19 protein-coding genes (1 of these 19 cut by a window edge) are annotated in these 13,597 nt (G+C 67.0%); 8 read left to right on the top strand and 11 right to left on the bottom strand.

Features of this window, described 5'->3' with window-relative positions; translation table 11 throughout:
* From lptC to ASE67_RS03875, 3 genes are read right to left on the bottom strand one after another with little or no spacing between them, the layout of a single operon-like run.
* A complete protein-coding gene (lptC, locus tag ASE67_RS03885; protein WP_055757041.1) occupies positions 1-639 on the bottom strand; it encodes an LPS export ABC transporter periplasmic protein LptC in 639 nt (212 codons plus the stop codon).
* Between the two features lie 10 nt (positions 640-649).
* Positions 650-1,270 carry a ribonuclease D gene (locus tag ASE67_RS03880; RefSeq protein ID WP_055757039.1) on the bottom strand — a complete coding sequence of 207 codons (621 nt, stop codon included), beginning with the start codon at positions 1,268-1,270 and terminating at the stop codon, positions 650-652.
* A 9-nt stretch (positions 1,271-1,279) separates the two neighbouring features.
* Positions 1,280-2,098, bottom strand: a complete 819-nt coding sequence (locus tag ASE67_RS03875; RefSeq protein ID WP_055757037.1) for a TerC family protein — start codon at positions 2,096-2,098, stop codon at positions 1,280-1,282.
* Between the two features lie 207 nt (positions 2,099-2,305).
* Between ASE67_RS03875 and ASE67_RS18770 the strand changes: the two genes are divergently transcribed.
* On the top strand, positions 2,306-3,181 hold the full coding sequence (locus tag ASE67_RS18770) for a cold-shock protein (protein ID WP_055757035.1): 876 nt from the start codon (positions 2,306-2,308) through the stop codon (positions 3,179-3,181).
* Between the two features lie 224 nt (positions 3,182-3,405).
* A complete protein-coding gene (locus ASE67_RS03865) occupies positions 3,406-3,765 on the top strand; it encodes a bleomycin resistance protein (RefSeq protein ID WP_055759061.1) in 360 nt (119 codons plus the stop codon).
* A gap of 315 nt (positions 3,766-4,080) precedes the next feature.
* Here the strand turns inward: ASE67_RS03865 and ASE67_RS03860 are convergent, their stop codons facing one another.
* Positions 4,081-4,530, bottom strand: coding sequence for a hypothetical protein (locus tag ASE67_RS03860; RefSeq protein ID WP_055757033.1), 450 nt, complete (start codon positions 4,528-4,530; stop codon positions 4,081-4,083).
* Positions 4,527-5,462, bottom strand: a complete 936-nt coding sequence (locus ASE67_RS03855) for an acyl-CoA desaturase (RefSeq protein WP_055757031.1) — start codon at positions 5,460-5,462, stop codon at positions 4,527-4,529. The genes ASE67_RS03860 and ASE67_RS03855 overlap by 4 nt, the downstream gene beginning before the upstream one ends.
* Positions 5,463-5,547: 85 nt before the next feature.
* On the opposite strand from ASE67_RS03855, the gene ASE67_RS03850 reads away from it, so the two are divergent.
* Genes ASE67_RS03850 through ASE67_RS03840 form a run of 3 tightly spaced genes read left to right on the top strand, consistent with a single transcriptional unit; the run spans position 5,548 to position 7,718 of the window.
* Positions 5,548-5,868, top strand: coding sequence for a metalloregulator ArsR/SmtB family transcription factor (locus tag ASE67_RS03850; RefSeq protein ID WP_055757029.1), 321 nt, complete (start codon positions 5,548-5,550; stop codon positions 5,866-5,868).
* A 40-nt stretch (positions 5,869-5,908) separates the two neighbouring features.
* Positions 5,909-6,859, top strand: a complete 951-nt coding sequence (locus tag ASE67_RS03845; RefSeq protein WP_055757027.1) for a glutathione S-transferase family protein — start codon at positions 5,909-5,911, stop codon at positions 6,857-6,859.
* 58 nt (positions 6,860-6,917) lie between these two features.
* The gene (locus tag ASE67_RS03840; protein WP_200922169.1) at positions 6,918-7,718 is read left to right on the top strand and encodes a glutaminyl-peptide cyclotransferase; all 801 of its coding nucleotides are present in this window, start codon (positions 6,918-6,920) and stop codon (positions 7,716-7,718) included.
* 45 nt (positions 7,719-7,763) lie between these two features.
* Here the strand turns inward: ASE67_RS03840 and ASE67_RS03835 are convergent, their stop codons facing one another.
* The 4 genes from ASE67_RS03835 to ASE67_RS03820 form a co-directional block, all read right to left on the bottom strand.
* Positions 7,764-9,377 carry a cisplatin damage response ATP-dependent DNA ligase gene (locus ASE67_RS03835; RefSeq protein ID WP_055757025.1) on the bottom strand — a complete coding sequence of 538 codons (1,614 nt, stop codon included), beginning with the start codon at positions 9,375-9,377 and terminating at the stop codon, positions 7,764-7,766.
* A gap of 48 nt (positions 9,378-9,425) precedes the next feature.
* The gene (locus ASE67_RS03830) at positions 9,426-9,917 is read right to left on the bottom strand and encodes a Dps family protein (RefSeq protein WP_055757023.1); all 492 of its coding nucleotides are present in this window, start codon (positions 9,915-9,917) and stop codon (positions 9,426-9,428) included.
* Between the two features lie 106 nt (positions 9,918-10,023).
* Positions 10,024-10,584: a TMEM165/GDT1 family protein gene (locus ASE67_RS03825; RefSeq protein WP_055757020.1), complete on the bottom strand. Its 561-nt coding sequence runs from the start codon at positions 10,582-10,584 to the stop codon at positions 10,024-10,026.
* Positions 10,585-10,597: 13 nt separating this feature from the next.
* Positions 10,598-10,882 (bottom strand): hypothetical protein, encoded by a 285-nt coding sequence (locus ASE67_RS03820; protein ID WP_055757018.1) that lies wholly within the window; start codon positions 10,880-10,882, stop codon positions 10,598-10,600.
* Positions 10,883-11,064: 182 nt separating this feature from the next.
* Between ASE67_RS03820 and rpmG the strand changes: the two genes are divergently transcribed.
* On the top strand, positions 11,065-11,232 hold the full coding sequence (rpmG, locus tag ASE67_RS03815; protein ID WP_055757016.1) for a 50S ribosomal protein L33: 168 nt from the start codon (positions 11,065-11,067) through the stop codon (positions 11,230-11,232).
* A gap of 309 nt (positions 11,233-11,541) precedes the next feature.
* Here the strand turns inward: rpmG and ASE67_RS03810 are convergent, their stop codons facing one another.
* On the bottom strand, positions 11,542-11,844 hold the full coding sequence (locus tag ASE67_RS03810) for a hypothetical protein (RefSeq protein ID WP_055757009.1): 303 nt from the start codon (positions 11,842-11,844) through the stop codon (positions 11,542-11,544).
* Between the two features lie 91 nt (positions 11,845-11,935).
* Between ASE67_RS03810 and ASE67_RS03805 the strand changes: the two genes are divergently transcribed.
* Positions 11,936-12,358, top strand: coding sequence for a CBS domain-containing protein (locus ASE67_RS03805; protein WP_055757007.1), 423 nt, complete (start codon positions 11,936-11,938; stop codon positions 12,356-12,358).
* 45 nt (positions 12,359-12,403) lie between these two features.
* Positions 12,404-13,351 carry a hypothetical protein gene (locus ASE67_RS03800; protein WP_055757004.1) on the top strand — a complete coding sequence of 316 codons (948 nt, stop codon included), beginning with the start codon at positions 12,404-12,406 and terminating at the stop codon, positions 13,349-13,351.
* Here the strand turns inward: ASE67_RS03800 and ASE67_RS03795 are convergent.
* Positions 13,348-13,597 carry the end of a lipopolysaccharide biosynthesis protein gene (locus ASE67_RS03795; RefSeq protein ID WP_055757002.1) on the bottom strand. Its footprint extends 1,220 nt past the window's final position, so only the last 250 of its 1,470 coding nucleotides appear in the window; its start codon lies off the right edge, out of view — the gene reads right to left on this strand; the stop codon is at positions 13,348-13,350. The genes ASE67_RS03800 and ASE67_RS03795 overlap by 4 nt on opposite strands.

Genomic DNA, 13,597 nt, shown 5'->3' with positions numbered 1-13,597 from the left:
CTATTTCGTGCGTGTGGGGTCGATGCGCAAGCGCGCATTGCCGGTCAGGCGCACGGTGCGTGCCTCCAGATCGGCATCGAGGCGGTCGCCGCTGAAATTGCCCATCGACGTGGTGCCGGTGACCGCGCTGCCGCTGCGCAGCTTGCGGGTCTTCAGGTCGACGGTCGCGTGGACGGTATCGAGCGAATAGCCGTTCGCCGCGCGAAACTGGATCGGGCCCAGCACATCGACCTGTTCGGAACGCATGTCATAGCGCCCGCGCGGCGCGGTGAGGCGGGCGGGACCGTCGGGCAAGCGGATGCCGGCGGCCAGCTGCTGCAACTGCACCACCGGTTCGGCCGAGCTCTTCTGCACCGCCGAGCCGGCATCGATGACGAAGGGCTGCCCCTTGGCATCCTGTCCGCGATATTCGGCGGCGCGCAGGCGCATGCGTTCCTGCGCGACATCGACCTTGTTCTTGTCGAGCACGAAGCTGGTATCGCCGCGCATGAACAGCGGCGCCATGACCAGGAACGCCGCCAGCACGCCGATGCCGATCGGCAGCGCGACCATCAGGATCGCGATCAGCCGGTCATGCGCGCTGCCGGGCGCGGCACGGCGCTGCCGGCGCGTTCGTTCCTGGCGGGCGATGTCCGACATGGCCTTACCCCTACATGTGCGCGAAGATGTCGATTTCCGGCCAGCCGGCGATATCCAGCCGTGCGCGGTGCGGCAGGAAGTCGAAACAGGCCTGCGCCAGCGCGGTGCGCCCTTCGCGGTCGAGCCGCTTGGCCAGTTCGGTGCGCAGCGCATGGAGGAAGCGCACGTCGGACGCGGCATAGTCGCGCTGCGCATCCGACAGGACCGGACCGCCCCAGTCGGACGATTGCTGCTGCTTGGAGATATCCTGCCCCAGCAATTCGCGCACCAGCTCCTTCAGGCCGTGGCGATCGGTATAGGTGCGCACCAGCCGCGACGCGATCTTGGTACAGAATACCGGCGCGGCGACGACGCCCAGATAATATTCGATCGCCGCCAGGTCGAACCGGCCGAAATGATAGAGCTTCACGCGGGTCTGGTCGGCCAGCACCGCCTTCAGGTTCGGCGCGGCATAGCTGCTGCCGGGGTTGAACCGGACCAGATGCTGGTCCTCGCCGCCGTCGGACAGCTGCACGACGCACAGCCGGTCGCGCGGGGTGATGAGGCCCATCGTCTCGGTATCGACGGCGATGTCGGCGCCGGGAGCAAAGACGCCTTCGGGCAGGTCTTCTTCGTGGAAATAAACGGTCATACGTGGCGCCTAGCCGTTGGAAGCGTTCCGCTCAATGGCTTCTCTGGCCAGGCGCTTCTTCGCCTTGGATCGGCGCGAGACGATGTTGAGCGTCTCGACCCCGGCGGAGAACGCCATCGCGGCATAGATATAGCCCTTGGGCACATGCACGCCGAAGCCGTCGGCGATGAGCACCGCGCCGATCATCAGCAGGAAGCCGAGCGCCAGCATGACGACGGTCGGATTGGCATTGATGAAGCGTGCCAGCGGATCGGCGGCGATCAGCATGATGCCGACCGTCACGATCACGGCGGCCATCATGATCGGCACCTCGTCGGTCATGCCGACCGCGGTCAGGATCGAATCGATCGAGAACACCATGTCGAGCGCCACGATCTGCGCGATCGCCGATCCGAAGCTGAGCGCCACGCTGCCCTTCTTGTCGAGCGTATCCCCGCTCGGTTCGTCATCCATCGTGTGATGGATTTCCTTCGTCGCCTTCCACACCAGGAACAGCCCGCCAGCGATCAGGATCAGGTCGCGCCACGAAAACGCGGTTTCGAAGGTCGGGCGACCATAGCCGTCGGCCGCGCCCTGAATCCCCAGGTCGAACACCGGGTTGGTCAGCGACACGATGAACGCGATCATCGACAGCAGCAGCAGGCGCATGACCAGCGCCAGTCCGATCCCGATTCGCCGCGCCAGTTGCTGTTGGTGCGCGGGCAGCTTGTTCGAGAGAATCGAGATGAAGATCAGGTTGTCGATACCAAGAACGACCTCCAGCACGACCAGTGTGAGGAAAGCGGCCCAGGCGGCGGGGTCGGCCAGCAGCGCGAAAATGGTATCCATGGGGCGAATCTGTGCCGCTTTCGCCACAATTGTACAAGGTTCGGGACGACGAGACGCATTGTTGCGGTGAAATAGGTTTGGACCCATCGTGTTTTAGGCTATGGCAAGGAAGTGGCACCCGGTTTGGCGGTGCCCGGACACCTGCGTTTTTCGCTCGACGCTTGGGTTTACGATGAAGTTGGGCGAACCGGGAAGACGAACAGGGCAATGAGTTTCGATCGAGGACGGCGCGGCGAGCGCGGTGGGCGCGGCAGGGACAAGCGCGACGGTTTTGGTGACGAAGGCGGCGGCAGCAGCTACGGCGGCGGCGGCGGTGGCTTCGGCGGCGGCGGCTTCGGCGGCGACCGTGGTGGTTTCGGTGGCGGCGGCTTCGGCGGTGGCGATCGTGGCGGCTTCGGTGGCGGCGGTGGCTTCGGCGGCGGCGGCGACCGTGGCGGCTTCGGCGGCGGTGATCGCGGCGGCTTCGGCGGCGGCGGCGGCGGTTTCCGTGGCGGCGGCGGTGGCGGCGGCTTCGGTGGTGGCGGCGGCGGTGGCCGTGGCATGCCCCCGCAGGTCGTTGGCGAAGCAACTGGCGTGGTCAAGTTCTTCAACGCGCAGAAGGGCTTCGGCTTCGTCGTGCGCGATGACGGCGGCGAAGACGTGTTCGTCCACATCTCGGCCGTCGAGCAGGCGGGCCTCAGCGCCCTTGCCGAAGGTCAGCCGATGGGCTTCACCCTCGTCGATCGTGGCGGCCGCATCTCGGCGACCGACCTCAAGATCGATGGCGAGCCGATGGAAGTCACCGGCGGCGGTGCTCCGCGCGAACCGCGTGATGCCGGCCCGCGTGGCGGTGCAGGCGGCGGCATGGGCGGCCCGCAGCGTCAGCTGACCGGCGAGCGCGCAAGCGGCGTCGTGAAGTTCTTCAACGCGATGAAGGGCTTCGGCTTCATCCAGCGCGACGATGGCCAGCCGGACGCATTCGTCCACATCTCGGCCGTCGAGCGTGCGGGTCTGCCGACCCTCAACGAAGGCGACCGGCTCGAGTTCGAGCTGGAAGTCGATCGTCGCGGCAAGCACGCAGCGGTGAACCTCAACAAGCTGTGAGGTTCTCGCTTCGGCGATGAAAACGGGGCCGGCTGTCCGAAGGGATAGCCGGCCTCTTTTCGTTTGGGGCAGCGTCGGGGACCCCGTCCGCGTGCCGTGGCGGAAGCGGAGCCTTCGTAGCGGCGAGCGGCGGGCGTGTTGCCGGGCGATGCAGGGGTAGGCATCCTGTCCGCCTGTTTGCGGCGTCTGGTGGGATGGTCGCTACGCTATTCCGAGCGAGGATGATGATGGACCGGGCAACACCCAATCTGCCATCGCGGGATTTCGCGGTGACGTCGGCTTTCTATGCGAAGCTGGGGTTTGAAGAGGCGTGGCGCGATGCGGGATGGATGATCCTGACGCGGGGCGACCTGCAGCTGGAGTTCTTTCCCTGGCCCGACTTCGATCCGACGACCAGTGGCTATGGCAGCTGCCTGCGACTCGATGATGTCGACGGTTTTTATGCGGTGGCCCTGGCGGCGGGGGTGCCGGTGAAGACCACCGGTTATCCGCGACTTCAGCCGCCGATGCCGCAAAACGGATTGCGGATTGGGGCGCTGCTCGATCCCGATTGCTCGCTGTTGCGGTTGATCGGGGCTGGGTGATGCGGGCGGGCTGGGCCCGACCCATCGAAACGGGTCCGTCGTTCCGGCGAAGGCTTGGGCAGCGAGCGGCGCTTGTTCGATACCGGAGCCAAGCGAACCCCGGCTTTGCCAGGATTACGTTTCAGGTCGGAGCGACATTCGGGTCGTACTCCCTGCGCGTGGGTACGCTCGACAAGGAATAGGCGTCGTCTCGCTGCGGATGCGGCGGGGCTGGATGGCACCATGCTTGCCGGGGCTGTAGCGCAGTCGATCCCGATCGACCTTTGCCGGTGGGGGCCAAGCGCGTCGAACCGAATGGCTGGCAACATCGGATGCTCAGGGCCGGGGATATCCGAGGCGATGCGCGATCCAGCCGGTGGAAATGCCTGCACCGCAAAAGAGCAGGAACAGCAGCAAGATATCGAAGGTGACCGACGCTTGGGTGCCATTGGTCGACAGGAAGGAAATGATCCATCCGATGATCGCGCCTGTGGCCAGTCCAAATCGCACAGCGTCGCTTCGACGTTCGCGCGCGGTTCGCATGGCAAGGTGCCAAAGCGGCAAGCCGATCGCGACGCACAGCGGAACGGCGATGATCGCTCCGAAAACCAGGTACAGGGTCAGAAACGTGACGAACGCGTCGATCTCATACTCGCCCCGATAGACAAGACGCGGGAGCATCTCGAAGCCGAGGGAGATGACCGAGATTTCTGCTACCGCTGCGAACGCGGCGATCGTCAGCGCGGTTGCCCGGCGCTCAAAGGACGGGGCTGCTCCGGATGTCATGACGTCGCGACCTTTCCGATAGAGGGAGCATCGATTCCGACCCGCCGCAACCCCGCACGCGGCGGCAGATGCGCCGGTTCGTTCAGCGCGCTGACCCAGCCGATTCGCCGCAGCGCCAGCAACAGCCACCAGCCCGGATCATGCTGCCCCGGCAAGATCCCCAGCCGGGCCGATTCGGGAAAGGCGTGGTGGTTGCCGTGCCATGCCTCGCCAAAGGTGATGAGGGCGGCGGCGGGCAGGTCGTGGCCCTGCACGGCGGCGCCGTCGATCACCCAGCCCGCCGGGCCGGTGCGATGGGTGATGTGGCCGACCAGCCAATGGCCGGTGACGCCGACCGCGACTCGCATCGGCACCCCCCACACCAGCCATGGCAGTCCGCCGATCGACCAGAACAACAGTGCCCACGGAAGTTGCTGCGCCATCCAGCTTGCCTCCAGCCAGCGCAGGAAGCGATCGTCTCGCAGATAGGGTTCGGGTTCGAAGCGCGGCGGATGGGTGAGGTCGAGCCGGCAATGCATTTGCCACCAAGCATCCTTTGCCATCGGTGCGCGATGCGCGTGGAGCGGGTGGCATTCCGGCTGGCGCTGTGCCCAGTCGCGCATGTCGTGCAGCCGGACCATGCCGAGCGGCCCGGCCATGCCGACCAGCGTGCCGAGATAGACGAGCACGCGTTCGAGCCAGCGTGGCGCGACGAAGCTGCGATGGATCAGCAGCCGGTGCAGCCCGACCGAATGCCCGGCGCACAGCGTGATGCCGCTGGTCACGAGGAACAGGGCCACGCTGCCCCAAGTGACGTGGAACGGCGCGAGGGCGAGTGCGACCAGCGTCATGCCGCCGATCCACAACGACCGTATCGGGGCCCAGCGGACCCGGCCGCTCACCGCATCGCTGGTTGCGGTCGCCTTCATCCGCAGTGTCGAACCGTCACTCATGCCGATTCTCCTTCGGTAATTAGGAAATAACCTAAATAACGAAGCATGTTTGTCAAGCTGGCCGTTCGCGCCTATCTCCGGTCGCATGCAGCGTGTGTTCGAAGCATTGGCGTCGGTGCCCCGGCGCAAGATCCTTGCCTATCTGGCCCATGCGGAATTGAGCGCGGGCGAGATTGCGGCGCGGTTCGACATGTCGAAACCGTCGATTTCGCAGCATCTCTCGATCCTCGAATCGGCGGGCCTCGTCAGCAGCGAGAAGCGCGGGCAGTTCGTTTATTACCGGCTGGTGCCCGACAACCTGACCAACACGCTGAACGGGTTCGTGCAGGAAGTCTGCCCGGTCAGCCGGCCGCTGAAGCGCGAAAGCGCGGCGCGCCGGGATGGCGGGAACCCCGACGCGGGGTAGGCGCGTTCCCCCCGGCGACGACAGCGGAGACGAATCGCCGATGGGTATGGTGCAGGACGGGATGTGGACCAACGAGACGCCGGTCGCGCCGACCGATGCGTCGGGCAATTTCCAGCGGGCGGAAAGCGGGTTTCGCGACTGGCTGACCCGCGACGGATCGCCGGAGCCCGAGGGGCAGGCGGGCGTGCCGGCGGCGGCGGATCGCTATCACCTTTATGTCAGCCTCGCCTGTCCATGGGCGCATCGCACCCTGGTCGTCCGCGCGCTGAAAGGGCTGGAGACATTGTTGCCGGTGACGGTCGTGGGACCGCTGATGGGCGCGCAGGGGTGGAGCTTTGCCCAGGCGTTCGGCGGGACGGGCGATCCGGTGAACGGCGTCGATCACCTGCACGAGCTTTATACCATGGCCAGTCCGGGGATGACCGGAAAGATTACGGTGCCCGTCCTGTGGGACAAGCAGGACCGGCGGATCGTGAACAACGAATCGTCGGAGATCATCCGGATGCTGAATACGGCGTTCGACGATCTGGGTGCGACGCCGGGCGACTTCTACCCACGCGAGCTGCGCGGCGAGATCGATGCGGTGAACGCGCGGGTCTACGAAACCGTGAACAACGGCGTCTACCGCGCGGGCTTTGCGACGACGCAGGACGCGTATGACATGGCGGTCCATGCCCTGTTCGATTCGCTCGACTGGCTGGAGGATCGGCTGACCGGTGACTGGCTGGTCGGCGATCGGCTGACCGAGGCGGATATCCGGCTGTTCACGACATTGGTGCGGTTCGACCCGGTCTATCACGGGCATTTCAAGTGCAATATCCGCCGGCTGGTCGATTATCCACGGCTGCGCGCGCTGACCGAACGGATCGCCGCGCTGCCCGGCGTTGGCGACACGATCGACCTCGACCAGATCAAGACGCACTATTATCGCAGCCACAAGGATATCAATCCGACCGGCATCGTGCCGGCCGGGCCGGCGGTGCCGTTCTGAACGGTTCAGGCGCCGGCAAGCATTGGTCGAGAACAAGGGGCCAAGGACAAGAATGCGCATGATCCGCTGGACACTGCCGTTGAGCCTCGCGCTCGCCACCACCGCCGCCGTCGCGCAGACCGGCACGCCGCCCGCCGCGCATGTGCCGGTCCCGGTCGAGGCGATCGGGGCGAGGATCGTCGCGCGCTATCCGCATGATCGCGCCGCGTTCACGCAAGGGTTGGTGTGGCAGGACGGCAGCCTGTTCGAAAGCACCGGCCAGCCCGGCGTGTCCGACGTGCGGCGGGTGCGGTTGAGCGACGGCAAGGTGCTGGCGCGCACGAAGCTGCCGGGGCTGCAGTTCGGCGAGGGGCTGGCGGTCGACGGCGCCCAGCTGGTCAGCATCACGTGGCAGGACGGGATCGCGCATCGCTGGGACCGCAAGACGCTGAAACCGGTCGGTCGCGCGCGCTATTCCGGCGAAGGCTGGGGGCTGGCGAGCGATGGCAAATCGCTGATCCTGTCGGACGGGACGCCGACCCTGCGCTTCATGGACCCCAAGACGTTCAAGGAGCAGCGGCGGGTGACGATCACCGCCAATGGCCGGCCGGTGCATAACCTCAACGAGCTGGAGATGATCGACGGCAAGCTGTGGGGCAATATCTGGCACCGCGACTATATCGTGCGGATCGACCCGGCGACTGGCGAGGTCGACGCGCTGGTCGACCTGGCGCCGTTGCGTGCGGAACTGGGGCCGCTCGACCCGGAGGCGGTGCTGAACGGGATCGCGTGGGATGCGACGGGGAAGCGGTTGTTCGTGACGGGGAAATGGTGGCCGACGCTGTTCGAGATCGCGTTGGAGCCGGTGCCTCAGGGGTAGGCGTATCCCCGCCTGCGCGGGGGTACGGTTTCGTGAGAGGATGACCTAACTCACCAGCTTCAGCAGGGTCGCGATGAGGTCCGCCTCTGCCGCTGGCTTGTCGGTGCGGATGCGGCTGATGCGGGGGAAGCGCATGGCGACGCCCGATTTGTGGCGTTTGGAGGCGTGGATCGAATCGAACGCCACCTCCAGCACCAGCGTCTTTTCCACCTCGCGTACCGGGCCGAAGCGGTTGACGGTGTGCTGGCGCACGAAGCGGTCGAGGTCCTTCAGCTCGGCATCGGTGAAGCCCGAATAGGCCTTGCCCACCGGCAGCAGTTCGCCGCCCTGCGCCGGATCGGCGGTCCAGCAGCCGAAGGTATAGTCGGAATAGAAGGACGAGCGTTTGCCGCTGCCGCGCTGGGCATACATCATCACGCAATCGGCGACGAGCGGATCGCGCTTCCATTTATACCACAGCCCGATGCGGCGGCCGGCGACATAGGGGGAGTCGCGGCGTTTGAGCATGACCCCTTCGATCGCCGAATCGCGGGCGCGCGACCGGATATCGGCAAGGTCGACGAAGCTGGCGGCGTCGATCAGGCGGGAGAGGTCGAAGGTGGTCGGATCGAGCCGGGGTACGAACGCCTCCAACCGGGCGCGGCGTTCGTGCCACGGGCGCTCGCGCAGGTCTTCCGTACCGTCGAACAATATGTCGTAGAGGCGGACGAAGGCGGGATAGTCGGCCAGCATCGCCTTCGACACCAGCTTTCGCCCCAATCGCTGCTGGAGCGCGTTGAAACTGGCCGCGCCGGTGTCGTCGGCGTGGAGCGAACCGCCCTGGCCCTGGCCTCGTACCAGTAGTTCGCCGTCGAGGACGCCCGGCGTGCGAAACGCGGCGGCGACTTCGGGAAAGGCGGCGGTGATGTCGTCGCCCGCGCGGCTGTAGAGGCGGGTCTCGCCGGCGACATGGACCAGCTGCACCCGGATGCCGTCCCATTTCCATTCGGCGGCATAGTCGGCGAGGTCGACGATGCCGTCGTCGAGCGGATGGGCGAGCATGAACGAGCGGAACACCGGCAGGTCGGCGGCGTGCGGCTGTTCGGCGCGCCCCTCTGCCCAGTCGAACAGTTCGGCATAGGGCGGGGCGAGGCCGTGCCACACCTCCTCCACCGCATCGACGTCGAGGCCGAACGCCTGGGTCAGCGCGGTCTTCGCCAGACGCGCGGAGACGCCGACGCGCAGGCCGCCGGTCGCGAGCTTCAGCAGCGCGAAGCGTTCGTCGGATTCGAGCCGGTCGAGCATGTCGGCCAGTGCGCGCGGCGCGTCGGAGCGTGACAGGCTGGCGAGGCGGGTGACGACGCTGTTGAGGGTGAGCGGATCACCGTCGGCGATGCTGCCCGGCGGGGGTTCGGGCCATAGCAGTGCGACGGTTTCGGCGGTGTCGCCGACGAAATCGCGGCTCATCGCGAACAGCACCGGATCGGTCCGTTCGGTAATCAGCGCGCGGATGGTGGCGGACTTGACCGCCGGCAGGTCGAGATCGCCGGTCAGCGCGGCGATCGCCCAGCCGCGGTCGGGATCGGGCGTGTCGCGCAGATAGGCGCCGATAAGCGCCAGCTTGGCATTGCGCGACCGGGTATAGATCAACCGGTCGAGCAGATCGGCGAACGCGCGCATATATATGGTCCGGAGGACGGGGCGACACCGGCCGCCCCGCCCGGCGGATCAGCCCTTGCGCGCGGTTTCGAACAGGAACCAGGCGCGTTCCTCGGCCTGGTCGATCCAGTCGTCGGCAAGGCTGCTGGTGGCGGTGTCGCCGGCTTCCTCGGCGGCTTCGCGGGCTTCGCGCAGCCGCTCGACCAGCTTCAGATTGTCGTCGCGCAGCTCGGCGAGCATGTCGTCGGGCTTCACGAAGTCCTTGTCATTGTCCTTGATCGCGGTGCGGCGGGCAATGTCGCCGATCGAGCGCAGCGAGGTGTTGCCGGTCTTGCGCACGCGCTCCGCGATCACGTCGGTCACCGCCAGAATCTGCGCGGCCTGATCGTCGAGCATCAGGTGATAGTCGCGGAAATGCGGGCCGGACACGTGCCAGTGGAAGTTCTTGGTCTTCAGGTACAGCGTGAAGCAGTCGGCGAGCGCGGCGTTCAGGCCGTCGGCGACGCTGGCGACCTTGTTGTTGGGCAGGTCGGTCGGCGTGTCGAGCGCGGGGTTGGTCACGGGATATCTCCGGCTGGATATGATTCGGTTGAGCAACGATCGCGATGCCGAATCTTTCCCTGCCCGTCGGTGCGAAAATTCCGGTCGCGGTGATTGACCGGCTGGATCACAGCAGCCGCAGCGCGCCCAATCCGACGATCGCGCCGCTTAGCAGCAGCAGGCCCCCGACCACCGGGCGAATGGCGCGGAACGGCAGCGCCAGCCAGCCGCGTTCGCCCAGCGTCGCGGCGGCGGCGGACAGCGCGATGGCCGCGAGCGTCGCCCCGACCGCCCCCGCCACCGGATCAGGCGTGCGCGCGACGAGGGCAAAGACGAGGAACTGCCCACGATCGCCGAGCGCAAGGATGCCGAGGCCAAGAAAGCCGGTCAGCCATCCAGGCAGCCGCCAATGGTCCAGCCGGTCCTTGATCCGCGCGGGAAACAGCGCCGATCCACCGGCCGACAGCAGCGCGAGCGCCAGCAACAGGCTGCGCGCATTGGGCGAGAGATACGGCGCGACCAAGGTGCCGCCGATCGCGGCCAGTGTGAAGCCGATCGCCTGCGCCACGATGCCGCCGATGGTCGCCGCCGATCCGTGGCGGTCGGCAAGGATCGCGCTCAGCAGCGGCGGACGATCGCCGACCCCCGCCAGCAGGACCGCGACGAGCGCGGGGACGAGCGGGTCCATCTACGTAACGGGATCAGCCGGCGAGGCGAACCGAACAGGCGGCGGCATAGGCCTGCGCCGTCGCGATGTCGCTGCGCCCGCACCGCACCGCATCGCGGGCAAGGGCGGTCCATTCGTGGAGCGAGGTGCGTTCGCCGCGCGCGATGGCGGCATCGACCAGCGCCAGGACCGACAGCGCCGGCAGACTGGATTCGGCGGTGGCGATCGCGCGAATCGCCTCGATCTCGGCAAAGGGATGGGTGCCGCCGCCCATCGTCATCGCCCGCTCCGCATCGATATGTACCGACTCGATCCGCATGGTTGCCTCCCCAACTGCTTGAATCGCATCCTGCGCGCCAGAGGTTACGGTCGAGTGAAGGCGTCCGGCCTTGACTCAAACGCCGGATTGCCGCATGCGCCCCCAACTTGCAGCAGCCCGCGTCGTGGCGGGTCGCTTTCCATTGTCATTTGCGGGCGTCATGCCCAAGGGAATTTTGGGTCATGGCAAAGCCGACCACCGTCAAGATCAAGCTCGTCAGCTCGGCCGATACCGGCTTCTTCTATGTCACCAAGAAGAACCCGCGCAACCAGACCGAGAAGCTGACCTTCCGTAAGTATGACCCGGTCGTGCGCAAGCATGTCGAGTTCAAGGAAGCGAAGATCAAGTAAGCGTTTGCCGGCCCGGTCACGGGCCGGTCGTTTACCGCGAAAACCCGCCGGGGGCCGACAAGGCGCCCGGCGGGTTTTGCGTTTTGGGGTTGTTGGAGGTCGCTGACCTTCCCGCATCGTCACCCCGGGTCAAGCCCGGGGTGACGGGTGGGGTGAGGTTGCTCTCGCCCCGAGAGCCCGTCATTCCCGCGAAGGCGGGAATCCATAGCCGCTATCGTTTCGGCAGAAGTATCGACGCCAGCGAATATGGACTCCCGCCTTCGCGGGAGTGACGAAAAGGGTGGGTCGCACCCAAAGCCACAATGTCGCCTACCCCCGCAAATCCCGCCCCGGATCGCGATCGGCGTTGAACGCATCGACTGCCGCATCATGCCCCGATCCGTTGCTCAGGAACACCAGCGCCATCAGCGCGCCGCCCAGCATCACCGACCCGCCGACCCCGCCCAGCGTCGCGGCGGCGATGATCCAGTTCATCGACCCGACCCACCACCAGATGCCGCCGAGCGCCACCAGCGCGGCGGCGACCGCGATGCCGGCCATGATCTTCAGCAGCCAGCGAAAGCGGGCCCACGCGAACGCGGCATAGTCGGGATCGTCCAGATCGTTCGCCATGGCTTTTCAATGGGCGCGAAGCGTGGAATTCTCAAGGCCGTGGACGCGCGTGCGGGAGCGAACCGCCGCGCCGGACAGTAAGGAGAGGGCGATGACGATCGCAGCGATTTCGGGCGGACGCGATGTGGTGTCGGTGGGCGCCGACATGCCGGTGCGCGACGTGGTGGCATTGTTGACGCGGCACCGCATCGGCGCGGTGCCGGTGCTGGTGGAGGGCAAGGTCGCCGGCATCTTTTCCGAACGCGACGTCGTGCATGCGCTGGCCGAGGTCGGCGGCGACGTGCTGGAGATGGCGGTCGGCGAACGGATGACCAGCCCGGTGGTGACCGTGCCGCCTGCCGCGTCGATCCTGGGCGCGCTGTCGCTGATGACGCAGCGGCGCATCCGCCACCTGCCGGTCGTGGAGGGCGAGGTGCTGGTCGGGTTCGTGTCGATCGGCGATCTGGTCAAGCACCGCATCGACGGGATCGAGGCGGAAGCGAGCGCGATGCGCGCCTATATCCAGCAGGCGTGAGCGGCCGTTGACCGGCGGTTAAGGCAGCCACGATACAGCGGCATCATGGCTTCTCCCTCGCTCGCCGAACATCTCAACTGGCACGTCAAGCAGCGGCTGCACCGGCGGCTGGCGCGCCGCGTGCTGCGCACCCCGCCGATCGCGCAGGGTGACGATGGCGTCATCCTGTTCTCGATGATCGGGACGGCGGTGCTGCTGCCCTATCTGGTGGCGGTGAAGTCGCTGCGGCAGCAGTTGGGGCGCGGGCGGGTGGTGATCCTCGACGACGGCACGCTGACCGCTGCCGACCATGCGGTGCTGGCGCATCACCTGAACGCGCCGCGCATCATTGCGATCGACGATGTCGATACCGGGCCGTGCCCGCGCGGGGGGACGTGGGAGCGGTTGCTGACCATCCTCGACCTGCGTGCCGACGCCTATGTCATCCAGGTCGATTCGGATACGGTGACGCTGGGCGATCTGGCGGAGGTGCGCGCGGCGATCGATGCCGAGCGCGACTTCACGCTGCGCGGGGAGGCGGGCTCCGAAATCCGCGCGGCGGCCGAACTTGCCGCCGACCGGATCGGCGTCGATCCGCGATTGCTCGGACTGCATGTGCAGGACGCGGCGGAGGCGGCGATCGGATGGCTGGCGATTCCGGGCCACGACCGGCTGCGCTATGTGCGTGGCTGTTCGGGCTTTGCCGGCTTTGCGCCGGGTGGGCCGGGGCGGGCGCTCGCGGAAAAATTTTCGCAGGCGATGGACGGGGCGATCGGGCGGGCGAGCTGGTCGCGCTGGGGTAGCGAGCAGGTGACGTCGAACTTCGTCGTCGCCAACGGGCGCGATCCGCTGCTGCTGCCCTATGATCGCTACTGGAATTTCTGGAACGCCGCACTGTTCGGCCGGGCGCGGTTTGCCGGCGATGCCGCGTTCGTCCACTTCATCGGCACCTATCGCTTCCATGGCGATGCGTATCTGGCGGCGACCCGCACCGCGATCGACCGGCTGGGTTAGGACCGCCGCAGCATCGCCCAGGCATCCAGCACGGCGCCGCGCGCGAACAGCCACAGGCTGCCGGCATAGACCACTCCGCCGACCGCCGCCGACAGCGCCAGCATCGGCAGCGGCGACAACGGCCCCGCGGCATGGGCGGCCAGTGTCACCGCCCCCGCCATCGCCGCGCCCGCACCGAACGCCGGCGCGATCGCGCGGGCAAAGTCGCCCACCGACAGTCCGATCACCGGCAGCGCGCGCGCCGCG

Source organism: Sphingomonas sp. Leaf23 (assembly GCF_001421585.1).
Taxonomy (GTDB): domain Bacteria; phylum Pseudomonadota; class Alphaproteobacteria; order Sphingomonadales; family Sphingomonadaceae; genus Sphingomonas.
This window is presented reverse-complemented; position numbering and strand designations above follow the sequence as displayed.

What these genes read in the sequence shown, in the direction of transcription:
- lptC (WP_055757041.1), bottom strand. Translation starts at nt 639, where the DNA reads ATGTCGGACATCGCCCGCCAGGAACGAACGCGCCGGCAGCGCCGTGCC.
- ASE67_RS03880 (WP_055757039.1), bottom strand. Translation starts at nt 1,270, where the DNA reads ATGACCGTTTATTTCCACGAAGAAGACCTGCCCGAAGGCGTCTTTGCT.
- ASE67_RS03875 (WP_055757037.1), bottom strand. Translation starts at nt 2,098, where the DNA reads ATGGATACCATTTTCGCGCTGCTGGCCGACCCCGCCGCCTGGGCCGCT.
- ASE67_RS18770 (WP_055757035.1), top strand. Translation starts at nt 2,306, where the DNA reads ATGAGTTTCGATCGAGGACGGCGCGGCGAGCGCGGTGGGCGCGGCAGG.
- ASE67_RS03865 (WP_055759061.1), top strand. Translation starts at nt 3,406, where the DNA reads ATGATGGACCGGGCAACACCCAATCTGCCATCGCGGGATTTCGCGGTG.
- ASE67_RS03860 (WP_055757033.1), bottom strand. Translation starts at nt 4,530, where the DNA reads ATGACATCCGGAGCAGCCCCGTCCTTTGAGCGCCGGGCAACCGCGCTG.
- ASE67_RS03855 (WP_055757031.1), bottom strand. Translation starts at nt 5,462, where the DNA reads ATGAGTGACGGTTCGACACTGCGGATGAAGGCGACCGCAACCAGCGAT.
- ASE67_RS03850 (WP_055757029.1), top strand. Translation starts at nt 5,548, where the DNA reads ATGCAGCGTGTGTTCGAAGCATTGGCGTCGGTGCCCCGGCGCAAGATC.
- ASE67_RS03845 (WP_055757027.1), top strand. Translation starts at nt 5,909, where the DNA reads ATGGGTATGGTGCAGGACGGGATGTGGACCAACGAGACGCCGGTCGCG.
- ASE67_RS03840 (WP_200922169.1), top strand. Translation starts at nt 6,918, where the DNA reads ATGATCCGCTGGACACTGCCGTTGAGCCTCGCGCTCGCCACCACCGCC.
- ASE67_RS03835 (WP_055757025.1), bottom strand. Translation starts at nt 9,377, where the DNA reads ATGCGCGCGTTCGCCGATCTGCTCGACCGGTTGATCTATACCCGGTCG.
- ASE67_RS03825 (WP_055757020.1), bottom strand. Translation starts at nt 10,584, where the DNA reads ATGGACCCGCTCGTCCCCGCGCTCGTCGCGGTCCTGCTGGCGGGGGTC.
- ASE67_RS03820 (WP_055757018.1), bottom strand. Translation starts at nt 10,882, where the DNA reads ATGCGGATCGAGTCGGTACATATCGATGCGGAGCGGGCGATGACGATG.
- rpmG (WP_055757016.1), top strand. Translation starts at nt 11,065, where the DNA reads ATGGCAAAGCCGACCACCGTCAAGATCAAGCTCGTCAGCTCGGCCGAT.
- ASE67_RS03810 (WP_055757009.1), bottom strand. Translation starts at nt 11,844, where the DNA reads ATGGCGAACGATCTGGACGATCCCGACTATGCCGCGTTCGCGTGGGCC.
- ASE67_RS03805 (WP_055757007.1), top strand. Translation starts at nt 11,936, where the DNA reads ATGACGATCGCAGCGATTTCGGGCGGACGCGATGTGGTGTCGGTGGGC.
- ASE67_RS03800 (WP_055757004.1), top strand. Translation starts at nt 12,404, where the DNA reads ATGGCTTCTCCCTCGCTCGCCGAACATCTCAACTGGCACGTCAAGCAG.